This window comes from Companilactobacillus mishanensis (assembly GCF_003946505.1).
GTDB lineage: Bacteria > Bacillota > Bacilli > Lactobacillales > Lactobacillaceae > Companilactobacillus > Companilactobacillus mishanensis.
This window is the reverse complement of the sequence record NZ_RHON01000028.1, coordinates 1-1,166: the sequence shown is the minus strand read 5'-3', so window position 1 is coordinate 1,166 and position 1,166 is coordinate 1. Positions and strand designations below refer to the sequence as shown.

General features: G+C 37.3%; 2 protein-coding genes. Both read right to left on the bottom strand.

From position 1 onward, the window contains the following. A partial coding sequence (locus EKM63_RS11515; protein ID WP_404825343.1) for an IS3 family transposase occupies positions 1-417 on the bottom strand: 417 nt, incomplete at its 3' end. 158 nt (positions 418-575) lie between these two features. Further along, on the bottom strand, positions 576-1,109 hold the full coding sequence (locus tag EKM63_RS11250; RefSeq protein WP_125706643.1) for a helix-turn-helix domain-containing protein: 534 nt from the start codon (positions 1,107-1,109) through the stop codon (positions 576-578). Positions 1,110-1,166: the final 57 nt, after the last annotated feature.

Here is a 1,166-nt window from a genome sequence, read left to right as displayed (position 1 = left end):
TTTTTTGAGGAGTTCACTTAATGTGTTTTTTATCAGTTCTTTGTTAGGACTATCGTTTATTTGAAATGCCAAGATTTCTTTACTAGCTTCGTCTGTTATCGCTGAAATATAAGCCCATTTATTACTGGCTAATTTAACTTGTGTAACGTCTGTATGAAGCACCATGTAAGGCTCTGTTTCTTCAAATAATTGATTCAATGCATTGATGCAAACTTTCCCGACCTTACCTTTAAATGATGAGTAATGGTGATTGATGTGTTTGTTATACATCGATACCTGAATGCCCATCTCTGACATTAATTTTCTTATGGTATCTCCGCATAGATGTATGCCAAGTTTATCTAGTTCATCGCCGATCCTACGGTAACCATATGTTAATCTGCCACGAAATGTACCATCTTTAGCTATCTCCAGTATTGCTTTTTTCTCTTGAACATACTTATCCTTATGATTCTTAATTCGTTTTCTCTCGTCGTGATAAGTTGCCTTATTTAGATCAATTACACGAAGTAAGTCACCAATTTTATATCTTTCAACCTTTGGAAGTCCTGCTTGGTCAGCCCTGATCTGATCGACTATTTGTGTTTTTTGACGCCCTTTGAAGGTCCGAACAGGGTCATTGATTTTTTTAGGATATCTCGTTCCATCTTTGTGTCATAAAGTTCCTGATTCTTTTGAGCCAGTTCTTCTCGTAAACGATCGACTTCATTCTTGTTCACCAGTTTACGTACTTGCTTCTTACTTCTCTTCTTCAATGGTTTCCTGCCTTTTTGATGAGGCTGCAGAGCTTCGATACCATCACGCTCGAATAATGTACGCCAAGCACTTACTTGATAAGGTAGGATATCGTATTTGGCAGCGACCTCTGCAGTAGATTCATCATGAGTTTGATAGTAGTCTATCACACTCAACTTGAACTCTGCTGTGAAGTTACGTTTGCCTTTACGTCTGACAAGGGAATCTGTTCCAGATAAACGGTACCTTCTTATCCAACGACCAATTTCCTTGGCGGGCAAATTATATTCTTCAGCTAGATTAGTGTAATTACAGTTTCTCTGTAGATAATTATTTATTACCTCAGCTTTGAGGAGTGGATCATATTTGGTCATAAAAAAATACCCCACAATTGTTAGAATTTTTGTCTAACAATTGTAGGGCACTCTATT